The sequence below is a fragment of the Dissulfuribacter thermophilus genome (assembly GCF_001687335.1).
In the GTDB taxonomy this organism is placed as follows: Bacteria; Desulfobacterota; Dissulfuribacteria; order Dissulfuribacterales; family Dissulfuribacteraceae; genus Dissulfuribacter; species Dissulfuribacter thermophilus.
On the sequence record NZ_MAGO01000015.1, the window covers coordinates 24,637 to 43,275 of the forward strand.

The following is an 18,639-nucleotide window of genomic DNA, read 5'->3' on the forward strand; positions in this document are numbered from 1 at the left end:
AGAACTCAGTTTAACATTGCAGTTAATAACTGTTTTATTGTGGATTTGACAACATCCTTTGTAAAATGCCTTCCAATGAAAGCCTTACCCCTTGCTGACATCTCTTCCCAGAGGTCTTTTTGCCTATAAAGGCTCAACACCTTTTCTGCAAAATCTGAGGGATCATCTGCAATCAAAAAAGGAGGTTCCTCTCCTTGCATTAAAAAGCCTTCAGCCCCTATTGAGGTGGTTACGACAGGGAGTCCATAACCCAAAGACTGACCTATTTTCCCCTTGAGACCAGCACCATACCTCAAAGGCGATACAAATACTCTACTTTTCATAAAAAAATCTGAGACGTCCGGAACATATCCTGTTACTTCAATATAATCATTGGCAAGGCCCTTGATTTCCTTAGAGGGATTACTGCCAACTATTTTTAAAGTGACTTCAGGCAATTCGCTTTTTATCTTTGGCAAAATCTCTTTAACGAACCATAGCATTGCATCTATATTAGGGGGGTGCACGAAGCCCCCAATAAACATAAGTCCACTCCTGTCTTCAAAAGGAACTTCATCAACAACCACTTCATGAATGTTGGGAATCACTAAGACCTTTTGATTGGTTTGGTGCCCCAAATTTCTAATCCCACATTCCTCTAAAATCGCCTTTTCCTCAGGGGTAACAACTATTACTGCGTCTGCTCTATTGGCTAGATAGAGCTCTATATCCTTCCATCTTTTTGCCTCTTCAAGCAATCTTTCATCACCTTCGACTGCGGCCCGTCTCTCTTCCCTTACGAAGTGGAGATCAACAGTATCGTAAACTGTAAATGCATTAGAATTCCCTTTGACAATATCTATATAATTCTGTGCGATGTGAGGTCGAAGAAGCCACACCCCATTGAGATGGGGTCCAAATTCTCTAAATTTATCAATAAAAGAACTGGCTCCATAAATGACCTCAATCCCCATGGATTGAAGCCATGATACATATGGCTCAGTTTTTGCCTGATTATCAGGCCAAAAAATGACTTTCCATCCCAAATCCACTAATATTTCTATAATTGAAAAAATTCTAAGAGAGCCAGAATCCTTATCAGGCGTGGGGACGTAGTGATCTATTACTAGAATCCTCCCCTCAATACCCCTTTCCCTAAATAGATAGCTGGAAGTATCAGGGGAGAAATGATCTTTTTCCAACACCTCCTTCCACTTTTCTAGGAACTTCAATTTATTGATTTCTTGATATCTTTTAACACCGCTTGACGTATCTCTGCCTGCAGTGACTCCTTCATGATGGATCACAACGGAATGTGGTTGGTAAAGGACCCTGTATCCACGCCTTCTAACTTCCATGGCCAGGTCGGTGTCTTCATAATAGGCTGGACTATACCTTGTATCAAACCCTCCGATTTCAAAAAAGAGCTTTTTAGGGACACATATGGCCGCCCCTGAACAATAATCTACTTCGCGCACATAATTGTATTGGGGGAGAGATGGGTCATCCCACTTACCGAAATTCATTCCTGATCCGTCATTAAAAATGATCCCTCCTGCTTCCTGCAGTCTTCCATCAGGGTAAACAAGCTTTGCTCCCACCAAACCCACATTTTTAAATCTTGGAAAGGTATCCAAAAGGGCATCTAGCCAGCCGTCACTCACAGTAGTGTCATTATTTAGAAATACTATTTTTTCACCTCTGGCCTTTTGGGCCCCAACATTACACGAGCCAACAAAACCTTGATTTTTCTCTGAACGTATATACGTTACCCCTTTCATTTCTTGCATCATCTGAGGGGTATCATCAGTGGAGGCATCGTCTACTACTATGACCTCAAAACTACTCCTATTTTTTGTTGTAGACAGAGATTTTAGGCAATTAAATGTGTAAATAGATTTATTATAAACTGGTATAACTATAGAGGCCTTTGGATTCTCAACTGAGGGAAACTCTAAGGGATACCATTTACTCTCTAGCTTCGGAGGACTAATCTTCGAAAGCTCACCCCCATTACCTCTCCTCTGTAAATAATCCCTTGTCTTCCGCCAAAACCCTACAGGTCCTTCTTTTAAGGCATAAGCAAACGCTCTGGTAGCAAATTGGTAAATCTTCCTTCTCTTTGTATCATGAGGAAGCGCAAATTCAATAAACCTCCTGTAGGGATGAAGCATCCTCCAGGCCAAAGAGCCTTCAATCCTGGAGAGCTCAAAACGGGCATGCAAAAGATTCTCTTCAGACGCCCTGAGCTGTTCAAGCAGCCTCTCTCTCTCAGCTCTAAGCTCATTCACCTCATGACCGAGATTTTGCAAATTTCCCTCTAATCTAGCCTTTTCCTCGAACAATTTCTGATTTTCTCTATGCAATTCATCCAGTTTTTCCTGGGCAGCCGACAATGAATTCTTCAAGGCAATGTATTGACTTTTAAATAATTCTTTCTCTCCATAAGGCCCCATTTTCATGGCCTCGACTACGAACTGATACGTTCTAAATTCTGGGTTGACCTTCTCAAGATAAGAAGTTACCTCCTTCGGATAACTAAACCATTGGGTCCTCAATTCAGTATTCCAGGGATCAACTATGATTCTATCTATTCGTATGGCCCATAAACCTGTGCCCTCGAGCATGTTTAAAAAATTTGAAATAGTAAAAAACCTGAGATGGCTACTATCCAATAACCCTATTTTTCTATAATCCCATTTACCATCCAAGAGCTCTAGAGCAAGGGATCCATGAGCCATATTTGGTATTGAAATAAGGAGCCTTCCATCGTCTTTTAGGCAAAACGATAATTTTTCAAGCAATGACCGGGGGTCTTTTAGATGCTCCAAAACATCTGCCATTATTATGTAATCGTAATGTTTTGGAGGGAAAACTTCTTCAAAGGCTAGAGATTCTACATCTGCAACAATGAGTTTGTCTGCATAAGGCCTTGCCAAACTCGCTGCTGCCTCATCTATCTCTACAGCAGTTGTCTCACAGCCAAGATTTTCTTTGAGAATACGGGTCATGTATCCTGTAGCACAACCTATTTCCAATACCCTGGTATTTGGCTTAACCTTTTTTAAAAGCAGGGAGTGAGTGGTATCTGAACCATTTAGATCTATATCATAATGGTATTTATGCCTTATTGGCGGCTGAGTTACAAACTGTTTTGGTTCAATCTTGTGTTCTAGATGCTCATTCAGCTGTTCCCCTGCCAGTTTTTCAGGCCATGAGAGATCCAAAGACACGCCTTTTGCGCCAATGGCTATTACAGTATGCGGCTTTAAAGGGTCTCCTTGAAAAAAGACTCTCTTTTGTTCAAAACCTTTTACCATCTCAAAAAATGCTTGGGGCGTAAACCGCCAGTAATCAGAGGGATGATCGTGAATAGGAAAGTCCATTACTGACGACAAAACCAAGACACCAGGATTAGCCACCAAACGCTCAAGTTCTTTAACGGCCCTTATGGGATCTTTTACATGCTCGAGTGTGTCAAGGCAAAGGACATATGACGCTACATGATCTCGGAGACCTAGGCTGTGGACATCCTGAATACAATCCACACCTGGCCCTATACGCATATCTATTCCAATGTATTTTAAACCATTAAAATAGGGTCTTAAATCTGCATAGCCTTCTTGGCCTTCCACCTGATATGCCCCTACCTCAATGACATAGCCATTCAAACGCAGTCTTTCATGTATCCACGCAACTAGTGCCTTAATATTGTCCCTCATCTTTTATTCCTGGTCCTAGTATTTATTGAGTTTTACTATGCTGTTATAGTACCAACCGAGAGGTCTTGTAAAAGACTATAAATTGGTATTTTTTCATAAAAATCAGACAAATCAATAAATATCCCGTTTTTCAACCTATTCTTCCCCACAAACTACCTCCACCCCACCATTTGATACCTGGAAACATCCTTTGAAATTCCTTCTCGAGTTCCAAGATGAGAGACTCTGGCAGGGGCACCTTGGACCGGATCAAATCAGGAAAACAATATCCAAGCAAACTGTTGGATAAAATGGTTTCAAAATTGTCATTATTCATCAAAAAAGCCGCAACTAAATATTGTTCATTCCAAAAACGCTTTTCTTCCTTCACCCAAGAGGATGGATAGTCGAGAGGTAGAAAAATGTCATGAATGTGAACAAGAACCCCCTTTTTCAACTTAGGTAAAACTTGGAGATATAGGTAAACCACATCGCTTCCCATTCGTACCACGTGGCTACTGTCTATAAACAAAAGATCGCCTGCATCAAGTGACAAAAAAAGGTTTGTTTCCAACTGCTCAACTGGTCTCTGAACAAAACTCACTACTCCATCCATGCGACTCAATTCGTCTTCAATATAAGGGTCTATACAAGTAAGTTCTATACCGCCATTCTTTCTACCTGCATAAGCAATAAGTCTAGAGGAATATCCCGAACCTACCTCAATAACTCTTTTAGGCCTATATTCTCTTAAAATAGTATATGCGATCATTGCATCCACAGCATCAAATAGGCCATTGCCCAGACAGAATCCATTGTCTGTCCCATTTTTCAAAATTCCTTGCCACTCATCCCAGTACTTTTCTACGAGTTTTGTAAATAATGCCTTTTGGGCCTCTGGATCAAAGTTAAAAGGTTCCCAGGGGAAAAGCTCATTCCTCAGATCCAACTTTCTGGTATCGGGTATAGAACTGTAAAAATGATTGTGCGTAACATGAAGGCCTAGATCCTCCCATAGAGTAAAAAGAGGAGCCTGAGTCCTTTTTAAAAAACTAGCTATTGGTGAAAAAGCCAATCTAGCTATCTTTTTTTTCCATTCAGGCCATGTCTCAAACTTTTTCATATACGATCAAAAGGTATTAATAGTTTTCCAACTCATGGGAGAAGTCCAGTAAAAAAACTGGGAGGGATTTTTTTCTATATACTTTTCAAACTCCATCATAATGGACTGAAATAATGGCTGGATCTGTTGCTGTTCGTGTATCTCGTTATATGGTAAAATATCAGCCACTATTTTTTTTCCTTCATCAGCCCTGTAAACTGCAATTGGGACGATTGCAGCCCCTGTACGCAAGGCGATTTTAAAAGCGGATATTGGTAGATTGATCTTTCTCGCCAAGAAATTGATAGGAATCTTATACGAGCTTCCTAAAGGAGCGTCAATCAAAATTACTATCATTTCATTTCTATTAAGAGCTGAATATAATCTACGAGGGTTAATCTTACCCACAAAGAAAAAGTCCCCTTTCATGAAATGACGCATACCTTCTACTTTTCTATGAATAAAATTCCGAAATATAGGGCATGGATGAGTCTCATAGGGCCATGCCACTCCATGAATAGGCTGAGAAAACATTTGTCCCAATTTGCAAATTACAGATGCATATGACCCATAGTGAGTAAATGCCAGAATTACCCCCTTGCCTCTTGAAACAGCCCCTTCAAGATTGGAAATCCCATTAATATCTATCCATTTTTCAAAATAATCATCTCTCCTCTGGGCAATTCTTGCTCCTTCAGCCTCTTCCAAGCTAGAATATAAAAATATGTCATTTGCCACCTTATCCAAGAACGAACTAGTTTTTTTTCTTCCATAATAAGTACTAAGATTTTCTTTAATAAGCTCCAGGCTACTTTTATAAGTTTCTGCAAACCCTCTACCACGCCAAAATGCCAACCTGATCATTTTGTTATAAGGTAGTTTGGCTATGGCATTTAAGAATAGGGTATAATCAAAAAATTTTTTTGTTGTTGGCTTCTCCAAATCAACAGAAATATATGGGTATCTAAAATTTAAAATTGCCATTTGTGTTCCATTACAGTTACACCATAGTAACCAATTTCAGTGCGCACCTTAAATGACTCGGACCTTGCCATATGATAAGGATGAAGACCGGATTCGTCAGTCAAAAGCCCCAGTACCTTAAAGGTTCCGGGCAGTAGATGAAAATTTGGCACCTCAATTGAAAATTCACTTCCATCTTCTAATGGTTGTTCCTCAATTCCATCAATATGAGTAGTGGTTCCAAACATGAGCGTCTCATCGTTTCTAATGATACCAAAGCCAACGTGTCCTTTTACCCCTCTTTTTATGGCACCAATTTTCATCTTCAAAATCACATGTTGGCCAGTCTCAACGCTCGAGCATCGCCTCCCCTTTAAATCCTCAATCCATATGTCTTTTATGAATACTATTAGATCAGCAGTGCTGGGGCATTTACCCTGCGCCACCGCCTGAGTGGCATCTCTATTTGCTCCTTCAATCTCTCTTACGTAGTCTTGATATGCTGAAAGGGTCTCTTTTATCGGCCCTTTCATGCGAATTTCTCCACGATGCAGCCAAATACCGGTCTTACAAAGTTGCTCTAAATGATATATACTATGCGAACAAAATAAAATCGTTTTATTTTGTTCACAAAATTTCATCATCCTTTCAATACATTTTTTCTGAAAATGCTGATCACCAACTGAAAGCGCTTCATCGACAATCAATATGTCAGGATCTACACTTGTTGCTATTGAAAATGCCAGCCTTACATACATACCAGAGCTATAAATTTTAACTGGCTGGTCAATAAAGTCCCCTAGTTCACTAAACTCGATTATATCTTGTTCCTTGGCCCTTATCTCTTCCTCAGTCATGCCAAATAGGGCCGCATTAAGATAGATGTTTTGTCTGCCTGTAAATTCAGGATGAAACCCTGCCCCTAATTCAAGGAGAGCAGTTACACGGCCATTTACTTTTATTGTGCCTGAGGTCGGTTCTAAAGCCCCAGCCAATATCTTCAATAGAGTACTCTTTCCAGCGCCGTTGTCTCCAAATAGACCTAGCACGTCACCCGACGCCATACTGAAGCTAATACCTTTTAAAGCAATGAATTCTTTATGGAGTTTTTTTCTAAAAAGAATCTCTTTTAATCGTTGCGAAGGGCTTTCATATACCCGAAATATTTTGGTAAGACCTCTGACATCTACTGACAACATGGCGATAGCACATTAATTCATCCTGAACGAATGCACAATATTAACTTAATATTATTGTTATGGGCTAGAAAAGAGGGGCTCAAGCACTCTTGATTGCCTGATGCCACAAAGGTCTAAAAAAATTGTGCCCAGACCTGAAGGGCCTATCGAGGCATATCTACAATCTCAAAGGTCGTCTCATTTAAGAACTTACTAAACCTTGGATCTACTAAATCTTCTCCCACTGGTACAGCATAGGAATAGAGGGTGTAATTGCCACTCTCAGACCACCTTGGAATCTCAAGATCCAATATAGTACACAGCCCCTTCCATGGTTGAATATCCCTCGCATCCTCAATGGCATAACCGGAATTTAGGTCATCTAGCACCCATAGTCCACCGTCGGGCAATAGGATGGCAATAAATATGTTAAACCCCTTTGGAAGTGTATTTAGAGTAACGAAAAGTCGTTCTCCAGGATGATATTGTCTTTTGGAGATGTCAACCAGCACAGTATTCGATTTGGCATTAGATAAAGCCTTTGTACAGGGATCAAAGTCATCTAGGTCCTGAAGAGGGCCACAGTCCTTTTGGGCAAAATAGCCATCGTGGTCAAAATCAAGGCATTTCGGCGCATTGAGACCCCAGGTATATGCACCCAGTGGATCTACTAATCCATAGCCGTAGCTATTGTCAGGTCCTTTTTCTCCAAGGTCTTTGGCTGTGATCCTAAGCGACGCCTCTATACTATAGAGATCCATTTCAGGGAAAGCATCTTTCATAAGGGCGATCAATCCAGTAACCTCGGCTGCTGCAAAGGAGGTGCCTGTAACAATGGTTGTGGCCTCATCAAAAATGCCCCCAAAGGTAATATCTGTTGTGTAGAGTCCGGCTCCAGGAGCAACAAGATCTGGGTATACCTTTAGGCCGCATGCACTTGGACCACGAGAACTAAAAATAGATAGCTCGCCTCTCTCTTCTATTGCCCCAACAGAAATGACTCCGTTATAATTTGCCGGACTTTCGGAAGTAAATAAAGATGGACCTCCATTGCCTGCTGGTGTGACGACTGCTATGCCTAACTCTTTAAGTTTAGATATGTCCTCTGAAAATTCTTGTATGCACTCGTCTGGTCTTTCTGAAATACCCCAAGACATGTTAACTATGTCTGGAGAGTCTTCAGTCTCAGGATCTCCGTCAGGATCAACAAGCCATTGAAGTGCACGGTGTATAATACTCAATAAGGTAAAACCTTGATTGTCAAAAATTTTGGCTGCAATCCATTGCGCTCCAGGTGCAATCCCAAGACCTCCATTAATGCTCTGTTCACTTCCGCCTAAAATGATACCCATTACCTGAGTACCGTGACCTATTGAGTCAGTAGGTAATAATGTAGAATCAAAAAAATCAAACCAACTATTTGCACCTCCACGCCATTTTCCTTTGAGGTATTTATGATCAATATCAACCCCTGTATCGAGAACACAGACCACAACGCCTCTGCCAGTAATTCCCATTCTCCTTAATGATTCCACGTTTAATACGCTTAAGTTCCACTGACTTCTCAAAATACTATCTGTCGGGGCCTCGTTGAGCCTAAATTTTTTATCGATCCTGACGGAGGCAACCTCTGGATGATTGGATAGTGATTCAATATCTCTTTTGTCAACTGTGGCTGAAAAGCCATTTATTATCCAAAGGGGATGAACATCTTTTAATCTAGGCCAATCTTTTTTTAAGACTAACCTCTGCCCCCTTTTGACCGCTATATAACCCTTTTTTAGCCGAACAATTACTATTACGGATTGTTCAGACAAGGCCGATGTAGGCGAATCCATCAGAAGAACAGAGCCCAAAAAACAAACAGCGATTGTCAGTATGTAAGTTCTACTCACCTTACTTTAAGGTGTTCCAATTTAAGGTCCCCCATTACTACAGTCACCTTTTGCCCCGCGGCAATAAACCGACCAGGGTTTGCAAAGAGTACAAAATACGTCCTCCCTGCTATGGGATTTTCTGTTGTCGAACGTAGCGGACCTACCTTCGGAGGATTTGGTACAAAGACCCGTCTACCAGTGGCCTCATGGATAACGTAGACTTTGGCACCTTTTTTCAAAAGATATTTGGCCTTTTTTGGATCAATGACCTTATATCTAAAATCAAGCATGTAGCCAGCAGAAGAAAGATATATTCCCTGCACCTGAATCCCCCAATCTTGGGCCAGAGACTCATAAGATGGGCCCCTTGGGTGTTTTGAAGCACAGGAGGTTAAAAAGACCAAACAGACCAAAGAAATAAATGTAATTGTTTTCATCTTAACCAACTATCTAACTCCCGGCCATGATGGCAACATTGCCATCACAAAAATCGATTAGGTGTATATGGTACACGGCTATTGGCAGTAGGCCTTCAGTCTAAAAACTGCATGCCCACTGTGTACATGCCGTGTACCGTAGGGCCTGTGACATTTTTTTATAAAACCTAAATCCTGCAATTGGCGAGTTTGCCCAATATGCCAGACGCGAGGGATTAAGGCATACTCTTTTGCCGTGCAGGATTTAGGTAAAAATTAAGGGATCTGATTCGGTTGCACCTCTAGGTAGGCCAACATACCTCCAGGGAATACATTAGCGTTTGTAAGCCTAAGTCTCTTATCATAGACAGGATACCTTTTAACAGCCTTCGGATTCCAGACTACATCTTTTGTCTTCCCCGCTGGTAAAAAGACATCGTATTTTTCCCTGGGATAGGTATAAAGATTTCCGTCTTCTGAGACTACTGAAAAGTAGGCATCAAGGATGGTAGGGGTATGGGTCTCGAGCCCTGCATTCATAAAACGAATCAACACTGTCTCATTATTGGTGATACTATGATCAAACACAGGCTTTGCATCAGGATATGGTTCCCCATTTATGAGAAAATACTTTGGCCTATAATTTATAGTGCTTGGATATGACTTAGTACCGTAGGTACCCATTGCTACTGCATTGTGCAGTGCTGGATCAATCTCACTGTAAAACAAGATTACTTCATTATCGTAAGTAATGCCTTTATATACCTCGCCAGAGGCATAATCCTTTTTCAAAGCTCCATATAGACCCATCTGCACTTGGACTGCCACATGAGTGCCACTTTGATAAATATAGCTTCCTTCTTTTACGTTATTCCAAGTATATGTCCCTGTGGCTCCAGGCCCAGTTTCATGAGTAAAAGATCGAACTCGTTTACGGCCCTTTGAATCAGTAAAAAATTCCGGGCTCAAACTCATTGGCTGGCCTGGTATGATGATTGAAGTAGAGACACTAAGGTCATTTCTAATATGTATTGTGAGACTAGTATCCCCTGGAGGGATGGTAATCACTGGCCCTGGACTGGTAGGTATTTCCCCTCCGTCTGTCCCAAGATTCTTGTCTGAATCCTCTGCATACCCCCACATAGTTACATTTGAACCATCTGGCATCTGTTTAATGTATGATTTTGCCACAAGATATACGTCCAATGCAAAAGAAGGCGACGCCCAATGTATTGCCCCTATTAAAAACACAGTAAAGGTGATAAGTGGCATGATTTTATTATATCTTTTATTCATAATAATCCTCCTTGATCATGGTATCGGTGCACCAGGAGGCTCAATAACCATCATAGTCATCATACCACCTGGAAAGATGTTGTTATTGACCATTTCCTTTTCTGTATGAGAATGCCACATATAAAAGAGGCCTCCATAGACGTTGAGTCCACCTTCACCAGGAGGAAGGTCTCCTACAGATCCAAGAAATGGGCTCCCGCTCCAAAATCCGCCATAGGTCAGGTTTAGTGGATCGGGTAGCTTTACTGGGAATGGCTTTCCATGATCTGGAGCATACTCATGGGGAGCAAGTGGATCTGAGGGTTTGTGACCATAGACATCCCAACCAAGTCCCTTTCCTGTCCATTCAAAGATCGAATCTACAGTCTCTCCTGGAATGGATTTTATTGTAAATACCGTCTGAGCAAGGTCTGCTCCTACACCTGGTGAACTTTTTAGCAGTCTACCATCTTTTGCAATTATCCTAGAGTGATTCCCATGATGATGGAATGGATGTAGATCTCTCCCTCCATTTATCACTCGCATTAATAGCTTCTCACCTGGATGCATTCTAGGCATACAGTTGTATGGCTGATGTGGTAACCATGGTACTTTTGCAGGGAACATAGTATCTGGAGCGGCGCGGCCATTAATCATCCAATAGACCGGCCTGTATGTAGTATTGTCTATCTCGTCCATTGTCCCAAACTCAATGAGACGATGAATCACTGGATCCATCTCTGACAGTAAAAAGAGATACTCTCTATCGTAGGCAGAGTCTGGATGGTTATATGCAGTTGGATTCGCTGGATCAAACCCCTGAGGTCTCACAATAATCGCACCAATAAGTCCCATCTCCAGCTGAAGTTCTGGTCTAGTCCCACTATGATAGTAGTAGGTACCAGGCTGATCAGCTGTAAATGTGTAGGTAACAGAGGTGACACCGTCAGGCGGGGCCTCGTTGGTTAGAAGGCCTGGCACCCCACCCGTTGCCTTTACTTCATGACCAGGGAATACTATGGATACGTTTCCATAGATACTGGGAAGCTGATTCGTTAGGGTTATAGTAATGTTGTCTCCTTGATTGACTATTAAAGTGGGGCCTGGATACTGCATAGGGCCATTGTCAATGGCATAGCCCCACATGAGAATGGATTGACCGTCTGGCATACTGATATGTCCCTGTTTTACGGTAAAACTAAAACTGGTCTCCTTTATGCCGCTGATGACTGCTTTACAAGGATTTGCCCCTATGGATATCAAGGACATACAAGCAATTATCAAAATGGATAGATTTTTTACCTTTTTATTCATTGATTCCTCCTAATAAAACATCCCTTACTGGATATGTATCTCAGTCATCATGCCGCCAAAATCTTCGTCATTGTTACTCAGGTAATTCAAATTAGAGGTATAGAGAAAGTATGTGCCAGGCTGCAGCCCAGCAGTATCCAGTATTACGTCCACCGATTCTCCTCCACCAAGAGTGACGGAGTTTGTCATGTAATACATGGCCCTTCCATCTGGGCCTTTGAGTAATCGGGCATCCTCTCCCACCACCTTCATAGGAATACCAAGAGAGAAGAGGGTGTAGAATCGAGTGACATTCAGGTTGCTGATCCTGAGCAGTACTTTTTGCCCTACCTTAGCAGTTATGAGGGCACTAAGCGGCTGAGATATCTTTCCACCATTTTCAGCGGGAGGAGTCAAGGGATTTGGATCCACTGTATCTGGATAGCCCCTACCATTTAACATGGGATATGTATCTTCCATCGCTGCAAAAGGTAGGGGTTGAACGTTCATACTGGCATCGTGAAACCCAGGATCAAATGATCCTATCTGGATGACATAATCAATATCGTAATAAGTAGAGCCATCACCATCATTGTATGCATAGTGATATCCAGTATGATGTATAAAACCATTTAAATTCGTGCCATCTGGTAAATCATTTTGAGCAGGTAACACATAGAGATTCCCCAGCATCCCCATCTGCATGTGCTCTGTGGCCTCAACATGGCAGTGATACATATAAGTTCCTGGTTGAACCACATGGTAATAATAGGTAAAACTTGCCATCATGTTTACAGAGAGGGAGGCGCTTGGAACTCCATCAAATACGGATGCTGCCTCTGGGAAACCGTGCCAGTGAACTGTATGGGGGTCTGACAGATCAGGCCTTAGGGCCATTCCCACATTTGAAAGGGTTAGATAAAATTCATCCCCTTCTTTTAATACTATTGTGGGAGCAGGGAAAGTGGCCCCAAGCATACCCACACTCATCCAATTTTCAGGTTTGACTCCAGTCAAATCCACAAAGCTGAAGATGTACTGGAGCCTTCCATCTGCCATCTTCACAAAGCCATCGCCTGCACCTAGATGCATACAGACAGCTCGTGGATGGGCTGGATCAGGCTGATCTATAACTGCATCTCCATCAATATCTCCAGGGCATTGCACAACAAACTCGGCATTCCCCGTTGAAACCAGGCCCATTAAAAAGATAACTGTGGCTGCGTAGCCAAATAAAAATCTCAGTTTTTTGTTCATAATTTGTCCTCCGATAAGCCCCCTCCCTCTAACAGAGGGGGCGCTCCTAACTTTGTCTGGTTATGGCCAAAGTTCATCAAAACCAATATCAACTCCTATGTTGTTGGGCCGCTCCTCAGTATCAAAGTCCGTTGACAGGGCAAAGCGGGTAATATCATTCAAATATTGATGCCATAGGGGTATGTCAGTTCCGGCACCTACCGCAGGCGAGCCTGGCTGTATGTGATAGTCTCCCAAGGTTTTTCCGCCCTTTAGAGTGGGATGCCATAGGGTTAGGGGAGCAAAACGCACATCTATAAAGTTGCCCCCCTCGTCAACTGCGACAGAGGTTGCCATTTGCACCTGATTCTCACCATAAACATATTGACTTACGCCTCCCGGACTACCATTTACGTATTCTCTTATAAAAAGAGGATCTGCGCTGATGTTGCTTGGATCAAGGCCTGTAACGTCTGTCAAAAGACACCAGAAAGGCGACAGCATTGCCGGGAATGATGCACCCATTACCCCCAAATCCCAATACACAGGAGATTGTGTGGCCATATCTGGGACAAGCCCACCGATTCCGCCATTTAGTGCAACATCCCAATGAAAGGACCTATTGTGCCAGATGATGTTATTTAAGAGAATTGGATTAGAAAAATCCCTGAACCACTGAATCATAGGATCATTTCTGTCAAATGCTGAAGCAAGATTGAGGCTATGTGCATACGAAACAATTCCTGCAGGCCTAAATTCAAAATTCAATAGTGTATTTTGGGCAGTCCTTGCAGTACCAGTGCTGTCATTATTGGCTATGGTGTTATTTATGATATTTACCTTGACGCTGTCTTGCATTGAAATAGCGCCACCAGCATTGCCGGCCACATTATTCACAATCACATTATTTACGATATTAACCTCATACCACTTATTGAAATCATTGGGATTTTGGGCGACATCTTCACCATTGGCAAATTGGATACGGATTCCACCTCCATCGCCTGCGCCAGCGAGGTTGCCCTGTATGAGGTTGTTGGCCACAAGGACCGAACCAGATCCTAGACTTAATTTCCCCTTATTGGGATTGGGAGCCAAACCAGCAATGAGGATTCCGCCACCTGATACGTCCTGTCCCTGGTTGAATGACTGATTAAACGCAATGACATTTCTATATATAATGCCACCAGCGCTGATTCCATAATGGGCAATGCCTCCTCCATGACCTGCTGAATAGTTGCCACAGATGAAATTGGCAGTAATAAGGTAATTTTTCGTACCTGCGCAGATGGTTATTCCGCCGCCAGCCCCCAAAATTCCGCCGTTTTCAGCAATATGATTATTGTGTATGTATATGGAATTATTAGTGCCATCAATGTAGAGTTCAGTTCCCTCGGCCTCTATTGCATTTTCATCATTCCCCTGTTGTGGATCAACTAAGGTATTTCTACCTATTAAATATGGATGACCAACCCTTATGCCGCCTCCATAAAATCCATAATTATTTACTATTCTGTTATTTGAAATCTCTAGGCCATGGGCATAGCCATTCACAAAGATACCTCCACCACTGTCTGAACCAGTAATGGTAAAGCCATCAATACGGGCATGTCCGTTTCCAACAGGGAAAGCGCCTCTCTTGGCAACAACAGTAATGGGGGCCCCTTCCTCTGTGCCAAGGAGTGCTGGCTCAATTCCCACAATATTTGCCTCCTGACCAGGCATGAGGTCCACCGTCCTCGTATCAACTAAATTTCTTATCTTGTCACGCCAGACCTGTAACTTTTCCGATGGAGCCTTCACAGCATTTATTATTGTCGAACCAGCTCCCCATCCCTGGAGACGCACTGGTTTCCACATGATCACAGCTTCTTCATAATTTCCAGGAGCAACGAGAATTAGGTCTCCGGGCTGTGCCAAATCAATGGCGTCCTGGATCGGAGTTGCACTTGGATCAGTAGTTGGAGAAACATGAATTACGTTTGCCTGACCAACTGTCACAGTTACTCCTAAAAGGGTGCTGAGATCATTGTCACCTCGAGTGACCACAAGCTCACCGCTCTCAGTGCCGGGGGCCACAGTCCCAGTAATCACGTCAGGAGTCCAGACAACATTTTCAAGGGGAGTGCCTCCAATGGTTACAGTGCCTGGGATAGAGCCAAAACTGAAGTCCCGAGTTGTAGTCTTTGGCTTGATCCCGTTTGGGCCATCGTAGTCAGGGTTGGGGACCTCAACAGAACCCACAGAGACTATTGTTAGTGTCTCACCTGGCCCAGTTACATAAGGTCCACCTTGAGGCCCACTTACAGAATAGATCTTGGGCATGCCATCTGGGACCTCACAATCTAGCATATCCTGATTTGGCCCTGCAAAAGCAGCCACTGGGACAACAGGTGTATCCAGGTATGTTGTGGATCCAGGCATATATTGGAATGTGTAACAGAATTGACTGTACTGCCTCTGGAAAAATGGATCAGTAATAAATTCAGGTGAATTTGGAACATTCGGATCCCAATTGGGGTTGGGGATAGGGCCTGGAGAATTCAAGCAAACAGTGAGCATATTAGGAGAATAACCGCTTGGCATAGGGAGATTTGCTGTAAAGGTTGAAGGTATCAGGGCATTGTATCTCCCCCACTCGTCTGAATAAGTCCTCGCTATCTCCCTTCCTGTCCAGTCCCTTATAGATACTGGAAGCCAAGGTGGAGCATACTTTTCCCCAAAATTTGGTGAATTTGGATCAAACTCATTGGCAAAATCATCGAGAATAAAACCGACGAACTGGCCAGCTATTGGCACCTGTGTAAACATGAAAAAGTCTGCGGCTGAATTCTGACCATCTGACAATCTTATCTGTTTTCTATCACAAAGAGGCCGCGTCTCGCCTGCAAAGGGGGCATCCAGCGTTGGAAACAGAGACATCTTTAAAGGCACTGTATGAGGATCTCCTACACACACTGGCGGTAATGCCTCTGTAGCTGGTATATATGTTTCTCCAAAATCTACGTTTTTATCCTCTTCCTTCAATAGTTCGTAACCTGGTGGAGGAACTGCCTCAACGATATATATGCCTTGCTGAAGGCCATCAAAAGCATATCCACCGTCAAAGACCCCTAGCCTTATCTGATTGAAATTCCTTAGCCCATCAAAACAATCCGTAGAAACACCATGAGCAGAAAAGGGCTCCCCCTGGCAACCAGTGGGCACACTATCGTCCCAACTGTCAGTGGTTGTATATTTTATGGCATCTCCTAGATCAAACTTACCGTCTCCGTTTCTATCTATATCTTCAGGCCCCTTTGCACCGCCGTTGGCCCACCCGAACGGGTAGTTGTCAACATCTGCCAAAGTCACCTTGCCATCTTTATTTATGTCATCAATAACACCGTCCCCGTCTAAATCTTCATATAGATTTACCTGAACTCTAGGAATGCCTGGCTCCCATGGCTCAGCAATAGCATATCTCGGATCATTCTCAGCCCGCGTTACTGCATATATGACCATTCCAGAAATGCCGCCATTTTCGCCTGGAGCATATTCTGCCTTTCCCCATTGAATGACATTGGTCTGCCCCATATAAAGCTGAAATGCCTGGGTTAAAACCGGACCTGTCTCTGTTCGGGCAAGATTGTTTCCTGTATTAGGGTTAATCAAAGGGGTGCCATCTGGAGCAGATTGTGGCTGAGGATTGAGCTTGTCACCTGAGGGCATTTGCCATCCATTGTCCTGAGGTATCTCGCCCCCTGCATCCACAATCGCTGTAACACCTGTTGCCTTAAATCTTCCAAAGTCTACTTCTGCAACAAGCCAGCTGAAGAATGGAAAGACCTCCTCAAAGGGAGCTTCCCCAAATATGTCGGTTGTCATGGCTTGGTAGATACTCCCATCCCTAAAACGTATATTTATATTCTGTTGAGGGATTCCTACGTCATCTAAAGTGGGATCTTTACAGCTTGGAGTAATGCAGTCTCTGAATCCATTCTGATTGTGATCATAAAAGACTACGTTTTCGAGACTGCCAAACCAACGAAATAGCCTTACGGTGTTATAAGTTGGATCTCCATCTCCATCAATATCTACAGGACCGCCACCTGGAGGTACTGTAACCTGGGTTAGGCCAAATATAGCATCAAGATTCTCATCCCATATTACCAGTTGATATGTCCCAGGTGGGATATTCTTAATCTCAAAGTTACTGTTTTCGTCGCAGGCCCCAACATAAAGGGCTTCACCTCTACCAACAGTAAGATCATTTAACGCCACCCAACACTGGGGGACAGGCGGTCCGTCATAAAAAGTATAAATAGGTGGCCTCGAATTATGGGTAAATACTACGTGACCAGCTATTGTTCCATTAGCCCCCGCACCTGTAGATGCAGGCAACTTATTAACTTCCTTAACAAAACCAATAAATACATGAGGGCCAGGGGGACCAAATTCCATAAAATACTCGGGTTCATTTGCCTTAACCCACGCATCAATGGTCTTTGTACCTTCGATTGTAGACGTCTGATGCCATCCCTGACCTAACGGCGGCACCACAATTATTCCGTATTTACCAGGGGCAATATTCTTTATATTGGCATATCCATCTGGCCCAGTTTTAATGATTCCAGTCCCCATTTTTTTTACTGAACCATCAGGATTGTAAGTGGTGCCCAGTGGATTGCCAAAGACATCCTGCATGACCATCCCCCCTGAGATGCCAAATTTACCTCCTGCTTCAAACAACTGAACTACGAAACCCTCAAGTCCTACCTCACCTGGAATATCTGGTATGTTGTTTACAGGCTTTGAATCGTCAAAGACAAAGACTGTTATTTGAGCAGTCGGTATCGGCAACTTATTCACCTTGATTGTAACCTGCTGCTGACCTGGCCTGACTGGGGCTCCATTCATGCTGTAACCAGAATCGGGTAATACTGAAACAAAGTAATATTTATTTGGATCTGGGAGAGTGATATTTGCAGCTTGAGCCTCATCTCCAGTAGATACCACAGGGGCATTACTTGAATGGAAATGAACAGACAGAGTGTTGCCATCTGGTTTACCTGGAATCACGTGATAGGTAGTATCTTCCTGAAGAAGCCATCTAAAATTAGTTACAGGACTACCGTTTGCATCCGTAACCTTCAATGTAAAGGCATGTCCATAAGAATGGATCCCCATTACTAACAGGGTTAAGACAATAAAAAACCCCCCCGCCCTAACCAGGCGTGAATAGCGAAAAACATTGAAAAAATTCATATACCACTCCATCAATATGTTGGATCATTTCATGAATTCATCCGTTGCACAGATGAGTCTTCATGATTGATGTTTTTTTAAAATGGGAAATTTCCACCCAAGAACCTAGGTAGTAAGAACCTCCATATACACCACCCCCCCCTTTAAAAACGACTAAAAATATTAGTTGGTTAGTTGAATAAAATTTTTTATTTTATTTTTTTAAAAAACAAACCCTACGACCAGAACAAATTTGACTTTATAAATTTAGTATAGGTGCGCCTTAAAAGAAGTCAATGTTATTTATTTTTTTAGAGAGGAAAAAAGCACAAAAAACTTCTCGTTTTTTGTGAAGTTGTCAAAAAATCTTCTGCAATTCTTCTAAGTCAACAA

The 18,639-nt window shown here is 42.7% G+C and carries 10 protein-coding genes; all 10 read right to left on the reverse strand.

The genetic code is table 11. From position 1 onward, the window contains the following. Positions 1–5: 5 nt before the first annotated feature. Complete coding sequence (locus DBT_RS11840; protein ID WP_083186785.1) at positions 6–3,701, reverse strand: methyltransferase domain-containing protein; 3,696 nt, start codon at positions 3,699–3,701, stop codon at positions 6–8. Between the two features lie 130 nt (positions 3,702–3,831). Next, complete coding sequence (locus DBT_RS11060) at positions 3,832–4,803, reverse strand: class I SAM-dependent methyltransferase (protein WP_067620596.1); 972 nt, start codon at positions 4,801–4,803, stop codon at positions 3,832–3,834. A 6-nt stretch (positions 4,804–4,809) separates the two neighbouring features. Then, positions 4,810–5,766 carry a lysophospholipid acyltransferase family protein gene (locus DBT_RS11065; protein WP_067620598.1) on the reverse strand — a complete coding sequence of 319 codons (957 nt, stop codon included), beginning with the start codon at positions 5,764–5,766 and terminating at the stop codon, positions 4,810–4,812. After that, positions 5,754–6,944, reverse strand: coding sequence for an ABC transporter ATP-binding protein (locus DBT_RS11070; RefSeq protein ID WP_067620601.1), 1,191 nt, complete (start codon positions 6,942–6,944; stop codon positions 5,754–5,756). The genes DBT_RS11065 and DBT_RS11070 overlap by 13 nt, the downstream gene beginning before the upstream one ends. A gap of 143 nt (positions 6,945–7,087) precedes the next feature. Continuing rightward, entirely contained in the window at positions 7,088–8,818 is a 1,731-nt protein-coding gene (locus tag DBT_RS11075; protein ID WP_067620604.1) for a S8 family peptidase, read from the reverse strand. Continuing rightward, positions 8,815–9,237: a hypothetical protein gene (locus tag DBT_RS11080; protein ID WP_067620607.1), complete on the reverse strand. Its 423-nt coding sequence runs from the start codon at positions 9,235–9,237 to the stop codon at positions 8,815–8,817. The genes DBT_RS11075 and DBT_RS11080 overlap by 4 nt, the downstream gene beginning before the upstream one ends. Positions 9,238–9,492: 255 nt before the next feature. Beyond that, complete coding sequence (locus tag DBT_RS11085; protein ID WP_067620610.1) at positions 9,493–10,512, reverse strand: multicopper oxidase domain-containing protein; 1,020 nt, start codon at positions 10,510–10,512, stop codon at positions 9,493–9,495. 15 nt (positions 10,513–10,527) lie between these two features. Then, positions 10,528–11,805 carry a multicopper oxidase domain-containing protein gene (locus tag DBT_RS11090; protein WP_067620613.1) on the reverse strand — a complete coding sequence of 426 codons (1,278 nt, stop codon included), beginning with the start codon at positions 11,803–11,805 and terminating at the stop codon, positions 10,528–10,530. Between the two features lie 24 nt (positions 11,806–11,829). Continuing rightward, on the reverse strand, positions 11,830–13,041 hold the full coding sequence (locus DBT_RS11095) for a multicopper oxidase domain-containing protein (protein ID WP_067620616.1): 1,212 nt from the start codon (positions 13,039–13,041) through the stop codon (positions 11,830–11,832). A 60-nt stretch (positions 13,042–13,101) separates the two neighbouring features. Then, the gene (locus tag DBT_RS11100) at positions 13,102–18,267 is read right to left on the reverse strand and encodes a right-handed parallel beta-helix repeat-containing protein (RefSeq protein ID WP_067620619.1); all 5,166 of its coding nucleotides are present in this window, start codon (positions 18,265–18,267) and stop codon (positions 13,102–13,104) included. Between the last annotated feature and the right edge of the window lie 372 nt (positions 18,268–18,639).